This window comes from Streptomyces wedmorensis (assembly GCF_000716445.1).
GTDB classification, from domain to species: Bacteria; Actinomycetota; Actinomycetes; order Streptomycetales; family Streptomycetaceae; genus Streptomyces; species Streptomyces wedmorensis.
The window spans coordinates 49,956-66,917 of record NZ_JNWK01000058.1 but is presented as its reverse complement, the minus strand read 5'-3'; the positions used below and the strand labels follow the sequence as shown (position 1 = coordinate 66,917).

Sequence of the window (16,962 nt, the reverse complement as noted above, 5' to 3'; positions counted from 1 at the left end):
CCGCGAACTTCACGGCAAGTTGATCACGAGTCTCGTCCGGGATGCGCATACGACACCAACGAGCCCCAGCTTTGAAAGCAACACCTTGATGATCGGCAGACCCTTAGCTGGGCAGGGCTGAGGGGCCGACGCTCACTAGGTGACGCGACGTCAGGGACGGTGAGCAATGCCTGAAGAGCAGTGGCAGCCGACGAAGAGCCGGTATGCGGTCGACGCGGAGGGACGTATCGGCTGCGTCGTCGATCGGTACGAGGGGAGTGTCTACCTCCGTCCGCCGGGAGGTGGCCGCGAGTGGTCCGCCCCGCCTCAGGAACTGCGCCCGCCGACGCAAGAGGAGATGCAGGGGATCCAGGTGTTCACCACCCGGTGCAGGGGGCAACGTCGTGAGCGCGGTCAAGAGCGCACTGCGTTTCGTCACGCACCGAATCTCCAGGCACCCCGACTGTGAGCCGACTGTAACGGCACAGTGCCTTCGGTCCGGGTGTGGCTGGTCCGTCGCCCCGACGTCGGATGTGGAGCGCGCTGACGTCGACTGCATGGCGCATACCGGCGAGACCGGACACGCGATTTTCGGCCGGAAGTACGAGGACATAGCCGTCGTGACGCGCGACAAGTGACACGACTCTAGATTTCCGCTCCCCGGTAAGGCCTCGTCTGCGGGGACCGTCCCGAACCGGGGAGCGGAGCCAGACCCGCGCGGTGCGTCTCGCGAGCGCCCGCGCCGGGAGCGGGCGGGGGTACGCCATTGAGGTCGGCTGAACCCCCGCCCGTGCATCCTCCAACGCAGCGACGAGAAGGGAACCCGTAATGGCCAAGCGGCCGGAGTTCGAGTTCGTCAAGGCCCAGTCGTGCCGAGACCCGCAGGTAAGCAACTGCCCGGAGGTGGCGACCAACATCCCGGGGGTCGTAGCCATCCGGGACAGTAAGACGCCGGACCACGTTCTCGCGCTGTCCGTGGAGGACTGGACGACGCTGACGGACGCCGTGAAGGCCGGCGAATACGACCTGACCATCTGAGAGGCTGCCATGCCACAGTGCCCCCGATGCAGCCAGCCGGGCCTACAGGACCCTGTGTCGGGGGCGCCGTGGTGTGCCGCGTGCGGAGACTTCTTCGGGCTGCGGCAGCCCGGCTGTGACGGACTCTGGAGCTACCGCACTCGCGCCACTCGCGCCCCCACCCGTTGGCGGAGGCACTAGCTCTACGACTGCCCCGATCGTCCTCTTCCCCGTAGAGGGCGGTCGGGGCTCTTTACTTGCTAGCCCGCAGCCCCCGCAGGCCGATCACGCCGACGACCGTCCCTAGGATGAACGACGTGATCGCGAGCGCGAGGTGGACCCAGAAGTACGCAGTAGGGTCTCCGGCGTCGTCGAAGGCGAGACCGCTCCCGTCCTTCCAAAGGTTCTTCGCGAAGGTCACCCAGATCACCCAAGACCAGACCCCGAACGCGAGCAGGAACCAGGAGACACGGCGGCTGAGCTTCATGGGCAGTCCTTCAGGGTGGGCATGTCGTTCCCTGCCAGTATCGAACCGCCCTCGTGGCGCGTTGGAGCCGGCCCTCTGTACGCTAGTGGTTAGTTACGGATGGATCACCTTCGTCAAGAACCTCTGGAAGGACGGGAGCGGCCTCGCGTTCGACGACGCGGGCGACCCGACGGCCTACTTCTGGGTCCATCTGCTGCTCGCCGTCACGTCCTTTGTCCTGGGGACGGTGATCGGGGCGATCGGGTTGCGCGGTGTGCGCGCCGGGCGCCGCGACGACGGTCACAGCGCCTAGCCGGAGAACGGAAGAGGGAGTTCGGGCGTGGTCGCCTTCCTGCTGGTCCTGGTCGTGGTCCTCGCGCTGCTCGGCGCGGTCCACCGGTACGTGTGGCAGCGGCTCGTGCGGGACGTGACGACGCCCGGGAGCGTCCCCCGCCGCCTCGGCACGGCCGCCCTGGTGGCCCTGCCGCTGCTCTCGCTCGCCGCCCTGGTCTCCGGCCGCGCGGACGCCCCCTTCGCGCTCCAGCGGGCCGTCGCCTGGCCCGGGTTCCTGTGGCTGGCCCTGCTCCTCTACGTGACCCTCGCGCTGGCCGTCGGCGAGGCGGTCCGTCCCGTCCTGCGCGCCTGGCTCGCCCGCCGCGCGGCGGCCGCCGCCCCGGCGGAGCCCGTACGCTCCTCCGCTCCCGTCGCGGTGCCGGCGGAGGCCCCCGCGGCGGCGGGGCGGCCTGCGCCGCACGGCCCGGCCCCGGCCCCGGCGGCAGCCCCGGCCACGGACCCGACCCCGACCCCGACCCCGGACCCGACCCCGACCCCGGACCCGGCCTCGGCGGAGCCCGTCTCCTCCGACCTCTCCCGTCGGCTGTTCGTCTCGCGGGTCGTCGCCGGTTCGGCGGCCGCCGTCGCGGTCGGGACGGTCGGGTACGGCACGTACGGCGTGCTGCGCGGCCCGAAGCTCAAGCGGGTCACCGTCCCGCTGGCCAAGGTGCCGCGCGCCGCGCACGGCTACCGGATCGCGGTCGTCTCCGACATCCACCTCGGGCCGATCCTGGGCCGCGCGCACACCCAGCGGATCGTGGACACGATCAACTCCGCCCAGCCCGACCTGATCGCCGTCGTCGGCGACCTCGTCGACGGCACCGTCGAGAACCTCGGCACCGCCGCGGAGCCCCTCGCCCGCCTCCGCGCCCGCCACGGCTCGTTCTTCGTGACGGGCAACCACGAGTACTTCTCGGGCGCCGACGCCTGGGTCGACCACGTACGCGAACTCGGTCTGCGCCCGCTGCGCAACGAGCGCGTGGAGATCGCGGCCGGCTTCGACCTCGCGGGCGTCGACGACGTCGCCGGCGAGAGCGAGGGCCGGGGACCCGACTTCGTACGGGCGCTCGGCGACCGCGACCGCGCACGTGCCTCGGTCCTCCTGGCGCACCAGCCGATCGTCGTCCACGACGCGGTGCGCCACGGCGTGGACCTCCAGCTCTCCGGCCACACCCACGGCGGCCAGCTCTGGCCCGGCGGCTTCCTCGCCGAACTGGCCAACCCGACCGTCGCGGGGCTCGAACGGTACGGCGACACCCAGCTGTACGTCTCGCGGGGCGCGGGCGCCTGGGGGCCGCCGGTCCGGGTCGGGGCGCCGTCCGACATCACGATCGTCGAACTCGCCTCGAAACAGGCCTAATCGGCACAGGGTCACTCCCTGCGTCGAGGTCGATACGTGCTGCTCATCGACTTAAATTCCCATATCCCGGACATATACCTGTGGTGTGAAAGTTTTCTCTTCCACTTGTGAAAGCGGTGTGATGGGATGACGCCATCGCGGCGTGATCGGGGGGTTCGTCGCTTCTGGGGTGGCACCAAATGAAGGAAGCACGGCAATGCGGTCGACGGTCCGTCTACGGATCCTCATCACTTGTGGAGTACTGGTGGCCGCCGGAGTGGGGGGCTGGCAACTCCTGCCCTCCGACGACGGCCGGACCGATCCGATCACTGTCGGCACGACCGACGAGGTCACTTCACTGGACCCGGCCGGCGCCTACGACGCCGGCTCCTGGGCCATGTACAGCAACGTCTTCCAGTCGCTGCTGACGTTCAAGCCGGGCTTCAGCGCGCCGGTCCCCGACGCCGCCGAGAGCTGCAAGTTCGTGGGCACCAAGCTCACGACGTACCAGTGCACGCTCCGCGACGACCTGAGCTTCTCCAGCGGTCGCAAGATCACCGCCGAGGACGTCAAGTACTCCTTCGAGCGCATGCTGCGGATCAAGACGGACGTCGGTCCGCAGCCGCTGTTCCCGACGCTGAAGAGCGTCACTGCCGACGGGCGCACCGTCACCTTCCACCTGAGCGGCCGGGACGCCACGTTCCCGCTGAAGGTGGCCACGGGCGCCGGCTCGATCGTCGACAGCAGCAAGTACCCGGCCGACAGCCTGCGGGCCGGCAACGCGGTCGACGGCTCCGGCCCGTACGTCCTCAAGGAGTACAAGGAGGGCGAGTCCGCCCGCCTGGAGCCCAACCCGAACTACAAGGGCGCCGTCACCAAGACCGGCGGCCCGGTCCTCGTGAAGTACTTCGGCCAGTCCGCGGAGCTCTCCGCCGCGTGGAAGGCGAAGGAGGTCCAGGTCACGCACCGGCAGCTCCCGCCGGACTACCTGTCGACCCTGGAGACGGGCGACGGGACCCGGGTCACCGAGGCGGAGAGCGCCGAGATCCGCAACATCAACTTCAACGTGCGGCCCGGTTCGCCGATGGCGAGCAGGGCGGTGCGGCAGGCCGTCGCCGCCGTCATCGACCGCCCGGCGATCACCACCAGCGCCTACAAGGGCACGGTCGAGCCGCTGTACTCCCTCATCCCGCAGGGGTTCGTCGGCCACAGCACCGCGTTCTACGACGTCGACCCGGCGCCCGACGCCCAGAAGGCGAAGCGGCTCCTGCGGGCGGCCGGCGTCAGCACGCCGGTGAAGTTCACCTTCGGGTTCCGCAAGGACGCCACCTACGCGGCCGAGACCGCCGAGATCAAGAAGCAGCTGGAGGAGACCGGCCTCTTCGAGGTCGAGGTCGTCGAGGCGGACTGGCAGAACTTCCAGAAGGGGTACGCGCGCGGCGCCTACGACGCGTACACCGTCGGCTGGCTCCCCGACTTCCCCGACTCCGACAGCTTCACCGCGCCGCTGGTCGGCACGCAGAACACGCTGCACAACGGCTTCTCCAGCAAGCGGATCGACACGCTGATCTCCTCGACGCAGCAGTACAGCGACCGCTCCCGCGCCACCACGGACTTCCGGGAGATCCAGAGCATGGTCGCCACCGACGTCCCGCTCATCCCGCTGTGGCAGAAGAAGGACTACGTCCTCTCCACGGAGGCCGTCGCCGGCTCCCAGTACCTCACGGACGGCACCGGCATCTGGCGCCTGTGGGAACTCGCCTGGATCTAGCGGACCGCGCTCAGGGCCCGCCCCCCGGGGCGGGCCTATGCGTTCGGCGGCTTCGCGGTGGCCCGCTTGGGCTTGCCCGAGGCCGCCATTCCGGCTGCCGTGGGCATGAAGTCGGAGAGCAGCTCGTGCGTCTCCTTGACCAGCGGGCGCAGGATGCGGAAGCGGGAGAGCGAGATCGCGCGGGCGGTGACCGGCGCGAGGCGCTCCACCAGGCGCCGGCTGTTCGCCGCGCCCTCCGAGCGGTCGTACACCCAGAACAGCACCAGGCCCATCTGCTGGAGCCACAGCAACTGGGGGAGCGCCTCCTTCAGTTCGGGGTCGACCTTCACCGAGGCGCCGGAGATGACCCGCCGGTGCACCTCGATCGCGGCCTCGCGCGGGCCCTCCGACTCGGGAGAGAACGGGCTGAGCGGGCTGTCCGGGTCGGCGGCGTTCTTGAAGAACTGGGACGCGAACTCGTGGTACGGCTCCGCGATGTCCAGCCAGCCGAGGTAGACCCCGCGGATCCGTGCCGTGAGGTCCTTCTCCGCGCCGGTCAGGATGGGCTCGACGGCCGCCTGGTGCTCCTCGGCGATCCGGTCGTAGAAGCCCTGGACGAGGTGCTCCTTGGACGAGAAGTAGTAGTACGCGTTGCCGACGGAGACCCCGGCCTCCTGGGCGATGGCCCGCATCGTCGTCTTGTCGTAACCGCGCTCCTTGAACAGCCGGAGCGCGGTCTCGAGGATGAGCGTGCGGGTCTGCTCGCTCTTGGGGGCCTTCTTGTCGTCGGCCTTCTTCTCTTCGTTCACGTCCTTCACGGGGCCGAGCCTAGCCGGGCGTACCGGGCACTTCGCAGTGGCCGTCCGCGCAGGACGGCCCCTTCAGGGCGGCGCGCCACTTCGCGGCCGCCAGGACCGTCCCCCGGGCGAAGGGCCACCCGGCGGGGGTCGCCAGCCAGTGGGCCGTGGCCCGGTGGTCGGCGAGCGCCCAGAGGCAGACGATCCAGGCGGCGGTCTCCCGGTAGACCTGGCCCCGGTCCCCGACGACGGTGATCTCCCGCAGGGTGGCGGCGTGGTCGAGTTCCGGGAAGCGGCGCGTCGCCTCCCGAGACCCGGCGGGTACGAGTTCGAGCGGGACGAGCTGCCGTTGGCGCAGCAGCCAGTGCCTGAGGTGCACGCAGAGCGGGCACTCGGCGTCGTACAGCACGGTCAGGTGCCCGACGGGGGTCGTCGGCGCGTCCGGTGTCGGCACGGTGTGCCCGCTCAGCGCTGGGGTGCCGGAGGGGCCCAGGGGCCGCCCTTGGGGGTCGCGGTCCAGCCCTGCGGGCGGACCGGGGGCACCTGTTCGCGCTCCATGACGCCGCGTCGGCGGATCTTGTTGAGCACGTACACGTTCGCGAGGTGCATGAAGCCGAGGACGAGGAGGACGACTCCGAGCTTGACGGAGAGGGCCTCGAAGAGCGCCCGGGCGTCGAGGACGGCGTCGTCCTGGCCGAGGTAGAGGGCGACGAAGCCGAAGTTGACGAGGTAGAAGCCGACCACCAGGAGGTGGTTGACCGCGTCGGCGAGCTTCTCGTTGCCGTGCAGGACGTCCGCGAGGAAGACCTTCCCGTTGCGGCTCAGCGTCCGCGCGACCCAGATCGTGAGGGCCACGCTGATCAGCAGATAGGTGATGTACGCGACGACAGTGAGGTCCATGCCCCACCCTCCCTTGAACACGTTCAAAAGCTGACGGGCATGACTGTAGACCCATCTTTGAACGTGTTCAAGTCGTCCGGGGAATAGCGATGGCCAAAGGCTCATCCGACGCATAGGGTCGGCCCAATGACGCTCTCTCATGACCAGGCCGGCCACGGCCCCTCGACCGTCGTCCTGCTGCACTCCGGGGTCTGCGACCGCCGGATGTGGGACGGACAGTTCTCCGCGCTCGCCGCGGCCGGACACCGGGTCGTCCGCTGCGACCTCCGAGGCTTCGGCGACAGCCCGATGGACGCCGCGCACACCCACGCCGACGACGTGCGCGACCTCCTCGACCACCTCGGGATCGACCGCGCCGCCGTCGTCGGATCCTCCTTCGGCGGCCGGGTCGCCCTGGAGTTCGCCGTCCGCCACCCCGACCGCGTCAGCACGCTCGCGCTGCTCGCCTCCGGCATCCCCGGCATGGAGCCGAGCGAGGAACTGCGGGCCTGGGGCGCCCGCGAGGACGCCCTCATCGAGGCGGGCGACCTCGACGCGGCCGTCGAACTCAACGTCGACACCTGGCTCGGCCCCGAGGCCGGACCGGCCGACCGCGCCCTCGTCCGCGAAGCGCAGCGGCACATCTTCGACGTCCAGCTCGCCGCCCCCGAGGAGAACCACCCCGTCAACCCCGGGGTGACCAAGGAGGAGATCGCCGGCATCCGGGTGCCCGCCCTCGTGGCCGCCGGCGCCCACGACGTCCCCGACTTCCGGGCCGTCGCCGCCGAACTCGTCCGCCTCCTCCCCGCCGCCCGCGCCCTCGACCTCGACTGGGCCGGCCACCTTCCCTCCCTGGAACGCCCGGAGGAGACCGCCCGCCTGCTCATCGCCTTCCTGGCGGAGACCACGCAGGCGCCCGAGAACGCGGCCCAGGAGGCCGTGGCCGGATGACCGGCGCCATGGGCACGCCTGTGGGCGTGCCCGGGCTCGACCCCGGCGCATCCGCGCGGCGACGCCCGCGTCGGTGACCTGGCCCGGCGCATCCGCGCGGCGACGACCGGGCCGGTGACCGGGCCGCCCGCGGTGGACGGCGCACCCGTCGACAGGCTCAGCCGTCGACAGGCTCAGCCGTCGAGGGCCCGGCCCTCCCCGCCACCCTCGGCGTGACGCTCGCGGACCGCGGACCGCGGACCGCGGACTGCGGACGGCGGACGGTGTCACTCACGCACGCGCGGCGACGGTGTCACTCACGCACGCACGCGCGGCGACGGCGTCGAGGGCCGCGGTGATCCCCTTGGCGACCGTGCGGTTGACCACCGTCCCCGACAGCCGTGCGAGCCACCGTGCGGCCTCCTCGCCCCGTGCGCCCGCGCATTCGCCGAGCACCGCGACGGCCGTCGTGGCCAGCGGTCGACTGCGACAGGTGCTTCCGGAGCCGCCGAGGCCCGTGCCCGCGTTCAGCGCCACGGCCGCCACCAGCGGTACCGCCCAGTCGGCGGAGATGTCGAGCGACGCCCACAGCAGTCCCCTCACCAGCGGGGTGTTGGTGTCGCCGGCGATGCCCCGGACGTTCAGGGCCCAGGGGCCGAGGTCGCTGATCCGGTGCTCGGGCTGCGCGGCGATCCCCTCCAGGAGCCGCCGCACCAGTTCCGGCCCCCGCTCGGCCTCCACGAGCAGCGCCGAAGCCGTCCGGCGCCAGGCGCGTGTCGCCCGGGGTCTGTCCAGGAGGGCGCAGTGGTCCAGGAAGGCCGTCACGCCCGCCCCCGCGAGCAGCTCCCCGTGCGCGGCGCGCATCGCGGGTCCGAAGTCGTCGAGACCGTCGAGGAGGTGGTGGGGGAGCCGACCGGGCACGGTCGGCGGCTCGCGCCGCAGCAGGGCGTCCATCCGGTCCCGGACCGGCGCGAACTCGGCTCCCCCGAGGCCGTCCAGGGCGTCGACCGTCCGCCGCAGGGCCCGCACCCGGGCCCGGTCGAACTCCCCGGCCTGCTCGGCCGCCGACAGGGCGATCGGCACCAGCGTCCCGAACGCGCCCTGGAGCTCGTGCGGGGCGACCCTCGCGTCCTTCCCGACGAGCCGGGCCAGCAGCAGGTCCGACTCCTCGGTGCTCCAGCCCAGTTCCTGCCCGGCCAGGTCGGCGAGGGCCGGCGCAGTCCGGTGCGGCGTGCCGCGGCACGCCTTCAGCTGGAGCGCGAGCGCGCATTCCCGGCGCCCTGCCGCTTCCAGGGACCCGAGCAACTCGCCGACCGCTCCGGGCCCTTCGGTGAGCTCGCGCGCCAGCGCCTCGTCCAGCCTGTCGCGCAGACCCGTCTTCCCCGCCGTCCGAACCACCATGCGCACGACGGTAGAGGACCCCACTGACACCCCGCCCGTTACGTGAGCCTGCGCACCCCCGGTACGAACGCCGTGCCCAGGCAGCAGCCGCCGACCACCACCGCGGCGGCGACCAGGGGCACTTCGGGCCCCCAGGCGGAGGCGGCGAGCGGCGCGAGCGCGTACCCGAGGGGCATCGCGGCGAGCGAGAGCAGCCAGTCGTACGAGGTGACCCGGGCGAGCGCGTGGGCGGGCATCGCCCGCTGGACGGCGGTCTGCCACACGGGGGAGAGGAATCCGAGCCCCGCCTGCGCCAGGCCGTAGGCGGCGATCGTCACCGGCGCGGGCGCGGCGGCGGCGAGCAGGACCAGCGGCAGCGCGTACGTGGCGAGCCCGAGGTTCGCGGTCAGGACCGGGCGCCGGGGGCGGACCCGGCCGGCGAGCAGCGCCCCGAGGAGGAGGCCGACGGCACCCACCTGGAGCAGGATGACCCAGGTGGCGGCCCCGCCGAGCCGGTGCACCGCGATGGCGGGCCCGAGGGTCATCAGGACGGCCGCGGCCCCGTTCCAGGCGCTGTGCCCGATCAGGCTCGTCCAGTACCAGTCCCGGGACCGGACCTCCTGCCATCCCTCCGCCAGGTCGGCACGCAGGGAGCGGCGCGGGATCGGCACCCGCTCGACCCGCACGGCCGTCAGGAGCAGGGCGCTGACGGCGAACGTGGCCGCGTCCAGGACGAACGCCCACCCCGGTCCCACGGTCAGCACCAGGGTGCCCGCGAGCGCCGGCCCGCCGAGCCGGGTGGCGCTCTGGGCGACTCCCATCGCCGCGTTGGCGCGGTGCAGCGACGCGGCCTCCACCGTGCCCTTCACCAGCGGTGACACGGTCGGCATCGCGAAGGCCCCGGCCGCGCCGCCGAGCGCCTCGGCGACCGCGAGGACCGCCAGGCTCGGGTTGCCGCCGAGCAGCTGGACCCCGACGAGGAGCTGTGTGGCGCAGCGGACGAGGTCCGTGGTCAGCGCGACCGTGCGGGCGTCGAAGCGGTCGCCGACCACCCCTCCCAGGGGCAGCAGGAGCAGCTTGGGGACCATCGCGCAGCCGAGGACGAGGGCGAGCGCGGCGGTCGAGCCGGTGGCCTCCAGGACGGCGAGGGCGAGGGCCGCGGGGATGGCGGCGTCGCCCAGGAGGGAGAGGACGCGGCCGGTGAAGAGCAGGCGGAAGGAGCGGGTGCGGAGGGGGTGCGGGAGTGTTGCGGGTGCGACGGTGTCCTCGGGAGTGGCAGCCATGCGCCGCAGAGTATTTCGGTTCCGAATAATTCGTCAACGAAACACTTTCCCGTGAGCCGGGCCACCCGCCGACGTACGATCACCTCATGGCGCTTCCCGAGGAACCACCCGCCCCACGCGCACCCGAGCCGCGGGACTGGACCGACGAGCACGTCGCCCGCTGGCAGCCCGTCCTGCCCGCGCTCGACCCCGTCGTCGAAGGCGCCGTCACCCGTATGAAGAAGCTCTCCGTCCACTTCCGCCGGGTCAGGGAGCAGTCCCTCGTCGACTTCGACCTGGAACGCCACGAGTTCGACACCCTCCACAAGCTCGCCGGCCGAGGCGGCAGCGCCGCGCCCTCCGAACTCGCCCAGGACCTCGACCTCGCCCCCGCCTCCGTCTCCGGCCGCCTCGACGCCCTGGAGAAGCGCGGGTTCGTCCGCCGCACCCAGTCCACGACCGACCGGCGCCGGGTCGTCGTCGAACTCACCGCCTCCGGCCGCGAGACCTGGCTCGGCGCCATGGACGTCCTCGGCCACGAGGAGTACCGCCTCCTCGGCGTCCTCGACCCCGCCGAACGCGCCCTCCTCAACGACATGCTCCGCCGGATCATGGTCGAGGCCGAGTCCACCGACCCCACCGGCGGCTGGCACGGCTGACCCCGCCGCCGGTCAGGCGCCCGCGAAGCCGGCGCTCGCGATCTGCTTGACCCGTATGGTCTCCTCCTTCGCGTCCGCGCCGGTGGGGAGCGTCGAGTACACGACGACCCGCCGCAGGTCGGGCGTGGCGAAGATGCCGCTCGTGTACCCGCGGTTCGAGCCCGTCTTGCCCCAGACCACCGGGCCGCCTCCGGGCACCTCCCACCGCATGAGGCCTCCGTAGCTGAAGTCCGCACCCGGTATCGCCGGCGTCGTGAACAGCAGGCCCCGCTCGGCGGGCCGCAGCAGTCGGCCCCGCGTCAGTGCGGTGAAGAAGCGCTCCAGGTCGGAGGCGCGGGAGACGATCCCGCCCTCCGCCCACGCCCAGTCATCGGCCGGCAGGGAGGTGTGGCGCAGCCCCAGCGGCCGCACGATCCGGTCGCGGAGCTCCTCGCCGTACGACCGGCCCGTCACCTCCTCGATCACGAGACCGACGATGAAGGTGTTGATGCCGTTGTACCGCACGACCGTTCCGGGGGCCGCGGGGGCGTCGCAGGAGACCGCGGAGGTCACGACCTCCACCGGGGTGCCCGGCCGCGCGCAGCGCGGCTTCTGGAGGCCGCTGGTGTGGCTGAGCAACTGCCCGACGGTGATGGGTTCGTAGGAGGCGGGCAACAGGCCGGGCAGCAGCTCCTGGACCGTGTCGTCCAGGGAGAGCCGGCCCTCGCCGACGAGCTGGAGCGCCATCGCGGAGGTGAAGAGCTTCGTGATGCTGCCGATCGCGAACTCCGAATCGACCGGCGCCGTCCACTCCCCGGCCGTCCCTCTCCACCGCCCCTCCTGCCCCGTGACCCGCACCATCGCGCCCCGCACGTAGTCGTCGGGCAGCCCTTCCAGCGCCTTCAGCAGAGCCGCGGAGTCGACGTGGCCCCGCTGAGCGACCGCGGCCGCGGGCCGCACGGGAGCCGACGCCGCCGCGGGCGCCACCGCCGTGCCCGCCACCACCAGTGCGGCCGCCGCGGCGGTGACCGACCAACGAGTCTTGCGCATCCAGGAGTTCGTGGAGTTCGTCATGGATCAAGGTTCCCGCGCCGCGGACCCGCGGACCATCGGGGACGACCCTGGTCCGACCCGGGTACGCCCCTCAGGGATCACCCCGACGCGCCGACCGGGACACCCCGACCGACGCCCCGAAGTACCGACCCGACACCCCGGCCGACGCCCCGAAGTACCGACCCGACACCCCGGCCGACGCCTCGACGCGCGGCTCGGAACGCCGGCCGACACCCCGACCGGCGGTCAGACGCTCAGCGAGCGGGCGTAGTTGAGCTGCCCCATGACCCAGTGGATGGTGTCCGGGCCGGTCGCCGGGATCATCGTCGCGTGGTGCCGGCCACCGCTGGTCACCGTGACCTGGATGAAGCCGGTCGTGGTCTTCTCCTTCATCAGCAGGAACAGCAGGCCGAGCAGGCAGAAGATGAAGAAGACGATCGCGAGCACGATCGCCACGGTGGGCAGCTTCTCCTCGGTCCGCGACATGTCCATCGCGTTCCACACGGCGCCCTTCAGCGGCATCGACCCGGCCGGCGTGATGATCTGGTCGCCGACGACGGTGATGTCACCGAGGCTCAGCAGCGGCGCCCCCGAGCCGGCCGGCGCGTGCGGCGGCGGGATCGGCACCCCGCCCGGCAGGGTCGGCTGGTACGGCACGCCGGCCGCGGGGGTGGACCCGGCCTGCGGGTAGCCGTATCCGGGCGCGTCCTGCGGATACCCGTAGGCGGGAGTGCCGCCGGACGCCCCGCCCTGCTGCCCCGGCCCCCACTTGTACTCACCGTCCGCGTAAGGATTCGGCTCGCTCATCAGTCCCCGTCCTCCACAAAGAAAAAGCCCGCTCCTGCACGCCGCAGCGTACAGAAGCGGGCCGAAGCACCGAACCCAGAGGTCAGAAACGGCGCGTGATGAGCGCGCGCTTCACTTCCTGGATGGCCTTGGTGACCTCGATGCCACGGGGGCACGCGTCCGTGCAGTTGAACGTCGTGCGGCAGCGCCACACGCCGTCCTTGTCGTTCAGGATCTCCAGGCGCTGCTCGCCCGCCTCGTCACGCGAGTCGAAGATGAAGCGGTGCGCGTTGACGATCGCGGCCGGACCGAAGTACTGGCCGTCGTTCCAGAAGACCGGGCAGGACGACGTGCACGCGGCGCACAGGATGCACTTGGTGGTGTCGTCGAAGCGCTCGCGGTCCTCGGCGGACTGCAGACGCTCGCGGGTCGGCTCGTTGCCCTTGGTGACCAGGAACGGCATGACGTCCCGGTACGCCTGGAAGAACGGCTCCATGTCGACCACGAGGTCCTTGAGCACCGTCAGGCCCTTGATGGCCTCGACCGTGATCGGCTTCTCGGGGTTGATGTCCTTGATCAGCGTCTTGCAGGCGAGCCTGTTCTTGCCGTTGATCCGCATCGCGTCCGAGCCGCAGATGCCGTGCGCGCACGAGCGACGGAAGGTCAGCGTGCCGTCGACGTCCCACTTGATCTTGTGGAGGGCGTCGAGCACACGCTCCTTCGGGTCGATCTCGATCTGGAAGTCCTCCCAGACCGACGCGTCCGACACCTCGGGGTTGAAGCGGCGGATCCGCATCGTGACCGTGATGTACGGGGAGGCGGCGGACTCCGCCTCGACCTTGTCCAGTACGGGGGTAGCCATCAGTACTTACGCTCCATCGGCTGGTAGCGGGTCTGGACGACCGGCTTGTAGTCGAGACGGACGGTCTCGGAGCCGTCCTCGCCGACCTCGCGGTACGCCATGGTGTGGCGCATGAAGTTGACGTCGTCGCGGTTGGGGTAGTCCTCGCGGTAGTGACCGCCGCGGGACTCCTTGCGCGCCAGGGCCGATACGGCCATGACCTCGGCCAGTTCGAGCAGGTTGCCCAGCTCGATGGCCTCCAGGAGGTCCGTGTTGAAGCGCTTGCCCTTGTCCTGGATGGACACGTTCTCGTAGCGCTCGCGCAGCTCGGCGATCTTCTCGACGGCCGTCTTGATGGTCTGCTCCGTGCGGAAGACCATCACGTTGGCGTCCATCGTCTCCTGGAGCTCACGGCGCAGGTCGGCGACCCGCTCGTTGCCCGTGGAGTTGCGCAGCTTCTCGATCTGCGCGACGACGAGGGACTCCGGGTTCTCCGGCAGCTCGACGAAGTCGTGCTTGGCGGAGTACTCGGCGGCGGCGATGCCGGAGCGCTTGCCGAAGACGTTGATGTCGAGCAGCGAGTTGGTGCCGAGGCGGTTGGCGCCGTGCACCGACACGCAGGCGACCTCGCCGGCCGCGTACAGGCCCGGGACGACGGTGGTGTTGTCCGAGAGGACCTCACCCTCGACGTTCGTCGGGATGCCGCCCATGGCGTAGTGCGCGGTGGGCTGGATCGGGATCGGGTCCGTGTACGGCTCGATGCCGAGGTACGTACGGGCGAACTCGGTGATGTCCGGGAGCTTGGCGTCGAGCTGCTCCGGCGGGAGGTGCGTCAGGTCGAGGTAGACGTGGTCGCCCTCGGGACCGCAGCCGCGGCCCTCGCGGATCTCCGTGTAGATGGAGCGGGAGACGACGTCACGGGACGCGAGGTCCTTCATGACCGGCGCGTACTTCTCCATGAAGCGCTCGCCGTCCTTGTTGCGGAGGATGCCGCCCTCACCGCGGGCGCCCTCCGTCAGCAGGATGCCCATGCGCCAGATGCCCGTCGGGTGGAACTGGAAGAACTCCATGTCCTCCAGGGGCAGGCCGCGGCGGTAGCAGGCGGCCTGGCCGTCACCGGTCAGGGTGTGCGCGTTGGAGGTCACCTTGAAGAACTTGCCGGTGCCGCCGGACGCGTAGATCACGGCCTTGGCCTGGAAGATGTGGATCTCGCCGGTGGCCAGCTCGTAGGCGACGACGCCCGCGGAGTGCTTCACACCGTCGATCTCGGTGATCAGCTGGTCCAGGACGTAGAACTCGTTGAAGAACTCCACGCCCTCCTTGACGCAGTTCTGGTACAGCGTCTGGAGGATCATGTGGCCGGTGCGGTCCGCGGCGTAGCAGGACCGGCGGACCGGGGCCTCGCCGTGGTTGCGGGAGTGACCGCCGAAGCGGCGCTGGTCGATGGTGCCGTTCGGGGTGCGGTTGAACGGCAGGCCCATCTTCTCCAGGTCGAGGACGGCGTCGATGGCCTCCTTCGCCAGGATCTCGGCGGCGTCCTGGTCGACCAGGTAGTCACCGCCCTTGACCGTGTCGAAGGTGTGCCACTCCCAGTTGTCCTCTTCCACGTTCGCCAGCGCGGCGGCCATGCCGCCCTGCGCGGCGCCCGTGTGGGAGCGGGTGGGGTAGAGCTTCGTCAGGACGGCGGTGCGGCTGCGCTTCGTCGACTCGATGGCGGCGCGCATGCCGGCGCCACCGGCGCCGACGATGACGGTGTCGTACTTGTGGATCTTCATGACGTGGATTACCTCAGCCCCGTGCCTAGCGGATGTTCGGGTCGAAGGTGAAGATCACCAGCGTGCCCAGAAGGATGGTGAACACCGTGGCGGTGTACAGCAGGCCCTTGAGCCACAGGCGCGTGTTGGCCCGCTCCGCGTAGTCGTTGATGACGGTACGGAGGCCGTTGGCGCCGTGCAGCATGGCGAGCCAGAGCATCAGGAGGTCCCAGACCTGCCAGAACGGGGACGCCCAGCGGCCGGCCACGAAGGCGAAGCCGATCTTGGAGACGCCGCCGTCCAGGAAGAGCTGGATCAGCAGGTGACCGAGGACCAGGACGACGAGGACCACGCCCGAGAGGCGCATGAAGAGCCACGCGGCCATCTCGAAGTTGCCGCGGGTCGCGCGCGGGGTCTTGCCCGTGCGCTTGCGGGGGGCCTCGATGTACGGCGCGGGGTTCTCCACGTCGTAGTGGGAGCCGCCCTCGACGGGGCCGATCGCGGCGGAGGTGTCAGCGGACATGAGTGGCGTCAGCTCCCGAACAGTTCACGTGCGGCGTGGCCGAGGACGGGGTACAGCGAGCCCGCCATCAGCACGACCCAGATGCCCACGACGGTCCAGAGCATCTGCTTCTGGTAGCGCGGGCCCTTGGACCAGAAGTCCACGGCGATGACCCGGAGGCCGTTCAGCGCGTGGAAGAGGATGGCGGCGACGAGGCCGTACTCCAGAAGAGCGACGATCGGCGTCTTGTAGGTCGCGACCACCTCGTCGTACGCCTCGGGGGAGACGCGGACGAGAGCGGTGTCCAGCACGTGTACGAACAGGAAGAAGAAGATGAGGACGCCGGTGACTCGATGAGCCACCCAGCTCCACATTCCTTCCCGGCCGCGGTACAGCGTTCCAGCCGGCACGGAAAAACCCTCCGGGAGCGGGGATCAGGGCCGGCCGGCTTCTCTGTCGGTCAGACCCGGCCGGGTACGGTCCACCGGCCCCGGTCATCGTAGCGACGACTTGTCGGTTCGCTCGCGCGGGGTCCATCGGTGTGATCAAACAGGCACGGACGGGCTATCGCGCAGGCCGGAATCGCCGCATTCCGGACGAATTCACGGTTCGGAGTGTCGGGGTGTGAGCCCCTCGGCCAGCCGGAAGGCGAGCCGGGCGCGGGCGAGCCGGCGCAGTTCGTCGGCGGCGATCACCCGCTCCTCCTCCGGTTCGTTGCAGAGACGTGACCGGATGCCGGCCAGGACCTGGTCGAGCCGCTCCCCGGGCCGCACTCCGTCGAGGCTGATCACGAAGGCGTGCCCGAAGCCGCTCTCGTACGCGGCGTGGGCGGCCCGCAGTGCCGTCAGCGCGGCCGGCGGGGCCCCGGGGTGCGGCAGGACGGAGGACTCGGCGGCCAGGGCCGTGTCGAGCTCGGCCCGTGACAGGTCGTACCCGGCCTCGTCGGCGGCGGCGAGCAGGGCGTCCACCGTCGGGTACGGACGGTGCGCGGCCACCCGTTCGGCCCAGCGGCGACTGTGGCAGCAGGACAGCAGCAGGGCCTCGGCCTCGGCGGGCGTGGCCGCGTTGAACGCGACGAGGCCGCCGGTGTGCCGGGGGTGGGCCTGCTGGGCGGGTATGGCAGGCGTGTCCGTGGAGCCCGGCTTCCGGCAGGGGGCGTGGGTGTCGCTGGTCAGCGTGGGCTCCGGTACTCCGGGACGGGTGGGGTGGGCGTGACGCAACGTTATCGACGGGATGAGGGAAGTGTCCGACGGATG

The 16,962-nt window shown here is 71.1% G+C and carries 20 protein-coding genes; 7 read left to right on the top strand and 13 right to left on the bottom strand.

The window, feature by feature from the left end; translation table 11 throughout:
• Positions 1–203 precede the first annotated feature (203 nt).
• Entirely contained in the window at positions 204–617 is a 414-nt protein-coding gene (locus OO54_RS49060; RefSeq protein ID WP_483414693.1) for a DUF7848 domain-containing protein, read from the top strand.
• A 190-nt stretch (positions 618–807) separates the two neighbouring features.
• Positions 808–1,017: a DUF397 domain-containing protein gene (locus OO54_RS33290; RefSeq protein ID WP_033209909.1), complete on the top strand. Its 210-nt coding sequence runs from the start codon at positions 808–810 to the stop codon at positions 1,015–1,017.
• A 232-nt stretch (positions 1,018–1,249) separates the two neighbouring features.
• On the opposite strand, the gene OO54_RS47725 is transcribed toward OO54_RS33290, so the two are convergent.
• Positions 1,250–1,483: an SCO4848 family membrane protein gene (locus tag OO54_RS47725; protein WP_033209905.1), complete on the bottom strand. Its 234-nt coding sequence runs from the start codon at positions 1,481–1,483 to the stop codon at positions 1,250–1,252.
• Positions 1,484–1,568: 85 nt separating this feature from the next.
• On the opposite strand from OO54_RS47725, the gene OO54_RS46515 reads away from it, so the two are divergent.
• The 3 genes from OO54_RS46515 (at position 1,569) to OO54_RS33270 (ending at position 4,905) form a co-directional block, all read left to right on the top strand.
• Entirely contained in the window at positions 1,569–1,775 is a 207-nt protein-coding gene (locus tag OO54_RS46515; protein ID WP_234439668.1) for an SCO4848 family membrane protein, read from the top strand.
• Positions 1,776–1,802: 27 nt separating this feature from the next.
• Positions 1,803–3,155: a metallophosphoesterase gene (locus tag OO54_RS33275; protein ID WP_033209899.1), complete on the top strand. Its 1,353-nt coding sequence runs from the start codon at positions 1,803–1,805 to the stop codon at positions 3,153–3,155.
• Positions 3,156–3,351: 196 nt separating this feature from the next.
• Positions 3,352–4,905: an ABC transporter substrate-binding protein gene (locus OO54_RS33270; protein ID WP_033209897.1), complete on the top strand. Its 1,554-nt coding sequence runs from the start codon at positions 3,352–3,354 to the stop codon at positions 4,903–4,905.
• A gap of 35 nt (positions 4,906–4,940) precedes the next feature.
• Here OO54_RS33270 and OO54_RS33265 read toward each other — a convergent pair whose 3' ends face one another.
• The 3 genes from OO54_RS33265 to OO54_RS33255 are packed head-to-tail and all read right to left on the bottom strand — an operon-like array spanning position 4,941 to position 6,581.
• Positions 4,941–5,702, bottom strand: coding sequence for a TetR/AcrR family transcriptional regulator (locus tag OO54_RS33265; protein ID WP_017239702.1), 762 nt, complete (start codon positions 5,700–5,702; stop codon positions 4,941–4,943).
• 10 nt (positions 5,703–5,712) lie between these two features.
• A complete protein-coding gene (locus OO54_RS33260) occupies positions 5,713–6,135 on the bottom strand; it encodes a thiol-disulfide oxidoreductase DCC family protein (RefSeq protein WP_078905473.1) in 423 nt (140 codons plus the stop codon).
• 11 nt (positions 6,136–6,146) lie between these two features.
• Complete coding sequence (locus OO54_RS33255) at positions 6,147–6,581, bottom strand: hypothetical protein (protein WP_017239704.1); 435 nt, start codon at positions 6,579–6,581, stop codon at positions 6,147–6,149.
• 126 nt (positions 6,582–6,707) lie between these two features.
• Here OO54_RS33255 and OO54_RS33250 point away from each other — a divergent pair, with 126 nt between their 5' ends.
• Complete coding sequence (locus OO54_RS33250) at positions 6,708–7,511, top strand: alpha/beta fold hydrolase (protein ID WP_033209894.1); 804 nt, start codon at positions 6,708–6,710, stop codon at positions 7,509–7,511.
• A gap of 270 nt (positions 7,512–7,781) precedes the next feature.
• Here OO54_RS33250 and OO54_RS33245 read toward each other — a convergent pair whose 3' ends face one another.
• Both OO54_RS33245 and OO54_RS33240 read right to left on the bottom strand, forming a co-directional pair.
• A complete protein-coding gene (locus tag OO54_RS33245; RefSeq protein ID WP_033209891.1) occupies positions 7,782–8,891 on the bottom strand; it encodes a hypothetical protein in 1,110 nt (369 codons plus the stop codon).
• A gap of 38 nt (positions 8,892–8,929) precedes the next feature.
• Positions 8,930–10,153: an MFS transporter gene (locus tag OO54_RS33240; protein WP_051787448.1), complete on the bottom strand. Its 1,224-nt coding sequence runs from the start codon at positions 10,151–10,153 to the stop codon at positions 8,930–8,932.
• Positions 10,154–10,239: 86 nt separating this feature from the next.
• On the opposite strand from OO54_RS33240, the gene OO54_RS33235 reads away from it, so the two are divergent.
• The gene (locus tag OO54_RS33235; protein ID WP_017239708.1) at positions 10,240–10,791 is read left to right on the top strand and encodes a MarR family winged helix-turn-helix transcriptional regulator; all 552 of its coding nucleotides are present in this window, start codon (positions 10,240–10,242) and stop codon (positions 10,789–10,791) included.
• A gap of 12 nt (positions 10,792–10,803) precedes the next feature.
• Here the strand turns inward: OO54_RS33235 and OO54_RS33230 are convergent, their stop codons facing one another.
• The 7 genes from OO54_RS33230 to OO54_RS33200 form a co-directional block, all read right to left on the bottom strand.
• Positions 10,804–11,844, bottom strand: a complete 1,041-nt coding sequence (locus OO54_RS33230; protein WP_051787446.1) for a serine hydrolase domain-containing protein — start codon at positions 11,842–11,844, stop codon at positions 10,804–10,806.
• 225 nt (positions 11,845–12,069) lie between these two features.
• On the bottom strand, positions 12,070–12,630 hold the full coding sequence (locus OO54_RS33225; protein ID WP_033209889.1) for a hypothetical protein: 561 nt from the start codon (positions 12,628–12,630) through the stop codon (positions 12,070–12,072).
• Positions 12,631–12,712: 82 nt separating this feature from the next.
• Entirely contained in the window at positions 12,713–13,471 is a 759-nt protein-coding gene (locus OO54_RS33220) for a succinate dehydrogenase iron-sulfur subunit (protein ID WP_030318427.1), read from the bottom strand.
• Positions 13,471–15,225 (bottom strand): succinate dehydrogenase flavoprotein subunit, encoded by a 1,755-nt coding sequence (gene sdhA, locus OO54_RS33215; RefSeq protein WP_033209881.1) that lies wholly within the window; start codon positions 15,223–15,225, stop codon positions 13,471–13,473. Before sdhA ends, OO54_RS33220 begins: the two co-directional genes overlap by 1 nt.
• Positions 15,226–15,250: 25 nt before the next feature.
• Positions 15,251–15,727, bottom strand: coding sequence for a succinate dehydrogenase hydrophobic membrane anchor subunit (locus tag OO54_RS33210; protein WP_017239712.1), 477 nt, complete (start codon positions 15,725–15,727; stop codon positions 15,251–15,253).
• An 8-nt stretch (positions 15,728–15,735) separates the two neighbouring features.
• A complete protein-coding gene (gene sdhC, locus OO54_RS33205) occupies positions 15,736–16,116 on the bottom strand; it encodes a succinate dehydrogenase, cytochrome b556 subunit (protein WP_015035721.1) in 381 nt (126 codons plus the stop codon).
• 192 nt (positions 16,117–16,308) lie between these two features.
• Entirely contained in the window at positions 16,309–16,926 is a 618-nt protein-coding gene (locus OO54_RS33200; RefSeq protein ID WP_106970145.1) for a 2-oxo-4-hydroxy-4-carboxy-5-ureidoimidazoline decarboxylase, read from the bottom strand.
• Positions 16,927–16,962 lie beyond the last annotated feature (36 nt).